Below are 2,974 nucleotides of genomic sequence, written 5' to 3'. Positions count from 1 at the left end.
AGAGCCCAATCTCCCCGAAATCTCCCTTGAGCCGCGGCAGGAAGCGACCTTCGAACTGATCCCCTTCAATGCCAATAACGACTCGATTCAGTTCTGGTGGACGCTAAACGAACCCGAGGATACACTGTCCACTCAGTCCACTCTGTCCATCTCATTTCAAGACACCGGCAGATATGTCGTGAGCGGATATGCGCGGGAGCAGGTCGGCGAGGAGGAGTGGGAGGAGGATGTGCAAGTTTGGGTTGTGAATGTCCATTCTCTAAGTGCGGGACTGGATCCCCGCTTGCGCGGAGATGACGAGGGGGGAAGCGGGGATGACGAGAATGGGAAAGGGGATGACGATCCCCTCTCGCTTACGATTGCGCCGAATCCGTTTAACGATCAGGCGACGGTGACGATTGAACTTGGAGGGCGGGCATTCCTGCCCGCCCTAAGAGCGGACAAGAATGTCCGCCTTCCAAGTGCGCAAGTGGGGGGTCTAATCCCTGTCCGGCTCAGCCTCTATGCGCTCGACGGCCGGGAAGTCCTCCGCCTCCACGACGGGCCGCTCTTGCCCGGCACACATCAGTTCCGATTCTTCACTTCGTTCAGAATGACATTGGGAGGCGGGATGCCATCGGGAGGCGGGATGCCATCGGGAGTTTATTTCCTCCGTCTTCAGGCCGGCACCCACTCCCGCACCGTCAAAGCGGTCTTGATGCGGTAGTCTTGTCACCCCTTCCCAAGTTCCTCCCAATACTCGAACGCCCTCCGCAAGTGCGGGATCACAATCGACCCGCCCACGATGAGCCCCACGCAGAGCGCTTCCTCGATTTCAGCGTCTTCCCAACCCATTTCCTTACATTGCCCAAGGTGATATCTGACGCAGTCATCGCACCTTAGGACCAGCGATGCGACCAGTCCCAAAAGTTCCTTTACCCGACCCGGCAGGGCGCCGTCGCGATAGACCTGCCCATCGAGGCTCCAGAAACGCTTCGTTTCCAGCCCGGCATATTTCATCACCAGGTCGTTGAGGCGCAATCGTTCCGATTGGAAAGTCCGGACTTTGGACTTTGTATCTCGGTTGTGCGGTGTCCCTTTGTCTTTCATAATCCGTTATTTATTCATTGCTCCGGTCATTCCCAGGTCATAACTAGCGGCGTCAGACTATGGACCAGGTCGGGATAGTAAGGTCGGACTCGAACCGCAAAGCCCTGCCGTCCGGTGACAGTGCAAATCACCCGCCCGGCATAGACCGCCTCGCCATGATGCTTGCCAGGCTTCCCGTCGCCGCCGGATGATTCCTCACCGGCAAAGGAGAGCCGGGTGATCGAGTTCCCCCTAAGGTTTTGGTCTTCGCCGATCAAGCCGTGGATCACTTCGACGGTGATGTCATCGGGCGAGAGACCTCCCAAAGCGACCTTCACCTTCACCGGCAATGTTTCCCCGGCGACCAGTTCAAGGTCGGGTCCAAGGTCTTCGGAAGCGACATGGACAGTGGGCCACGATTCGCGCACTTTTTTGCGCCAGGTTGCAATCGAACGGGCCGACGCTGCCTGATCGTCGAGCAGCGCTGCGCCGGCGCGTTTGGCGGGGAGATAGTAGCGCGTGGCATACTCCTGCACCATCCGGCCGGTATTGAACTCAGCGCCCAGCACTCGCATTGAGCGTTTCATCATCGCTATCCAGCGGCGCGGCAGTTCTGTCCGATCGCGCTCGTAGTAGAGGGGGATCACCTCGTTTTCGAGGAGATGGAAGAGTGCTTCCGATTCGACGCGATCCTGCTCTTCGGGGTCGTCATAAGTTTCACCCGATCCGATTGCCCAACCGACATCGGGAGTATAGGCTTCGTCCCACCAGCCATCAAGGGTGCTGACGTTGAGCGCTCCGTTGCAGGCGGCTTTCATTCCCGAGGTGCCGGACGCTTCGAGCGGACGTCGGGGATTAGAGAGCCAGACATCGACGCCCTGGGTCATATACTGTGCGATATTGATATCGTAATTTTCAAGGAATACGATTTGGTGCCAGATATCGGCTTCGGAGGCGAAGTGAACCAGGCGACGGATCAATTCCTTGCCGGGATTGTCTTGCGGATGTGCCTTGCCGGCGAAAATGATGTTGACTGGATGGTCGGGATTGGTCAGCAGTTTGCGCAGCCGTTCAGGATCGCGTAAAAGCAGGTCGGCACGCTTGTAAGCGGCAAACCGACGGGCAAAACCGATAATCAGCGCATCCGACGAGAGTACCTCCTCTGCGGCTTTGATTTCGGACGACCCGGCGCCCCGGCGACGCAACTGTTCCTTGACCCGCTTGCGGGTGAAGAAGATGAATCGCTCCTTGCGAATCTGATGCACCCGCCATAGTTCACCGTCGGGGATCGACTCGACCCTGTCCCATAGTTTTGGATTCCAGAATTCGGAGGTGAATTTCGGACCGACATAGCGCACCAGTAGTTCTTCCATATCGTGCGACATCCACGACTTGGTATGAATGCCGTTAGTAACCGAGCCGATCGGGACTTCGTCCTCCGGAAGAGCCGGCCAGATGCTTCGCCACATCGCACGGGAGACCCGGCCATGCAGTTTCGATACGCCGTTGCAGTGCGCGGCCATCTTGATCGCGAGGACGGTCATGGAAAACTCGCCGGAACGTCCCTCCTCTTCTTGTCCGAGCGCCTGAAATTGATGCCAGTCGATGCCAAGCCCGCCGGAAAGCGACGGCGCATACTTCTGCATCAGTCCCCAGTCGAAGACCTCGTTGCCAGCTGGGACGGGAGTGTGCGTAGTGAAGACCGTCGAAGCCCAGACGACCTCCCTCGCTTCGTCGAAAGTTAGCCCGCCGGCAATCAGAGTGCGCAGCCGTTCGAGCGCGAGGAAAGCCGAGTGCCCTTCGTTCATATGATAGACCGTCGGGTGGAAGCCAATGGCTTCGAGGGCCCGGACTCCGCCGATCCCCAGGAGGATTTCCTGCCGGATGCGGTTTTCCCGGTCGCCGC

The 2,974-nt window shown here is 58.4% G+C and carries 2 protein-coding genes; both read right to left on the bottom strand.

All coding sequences use genetic code 11. From position 1 onward, the window contains the following. Positions 1-711: 711 nt before the first annotated feature. Positions 712-1,089 (bottom strand): carboxymuconolactone decarboxylase family protein, encoded by a 378-nt coding sequence (locus FJY67_11795; GenBank protein ID MBM3330132.1) that lies wholly within the window; start codon positions 1,087-1,089, stop codon positions 712-714. A 26-nt stretch (positions 1,090-1,115) separates the two neighbouring features. Continuing rightward, positions 1,116-2,974, bottom strand: a 1,859-nt coding sequence (locus tag FJY67_11790) for a glycosyltransferase family 1 protein (GenBank protein MBM3330131.1), incomplete at its 5' end; no start/stop codon positions are given.

It is taken from the genome of Calditrichota bacterium (assembly GCA_016867835.1).
Lineage (GTDB): Bacteria > Electryoneota > AABM5-125-24 > Hatepunaeales > Hatepunaeaceae > VGIQ01.
The sequence above is the reverse complement of the archived record's forward strand: the minus strand, read 5'-3'. Positions and strand labels throughout refer to the sequence as shown.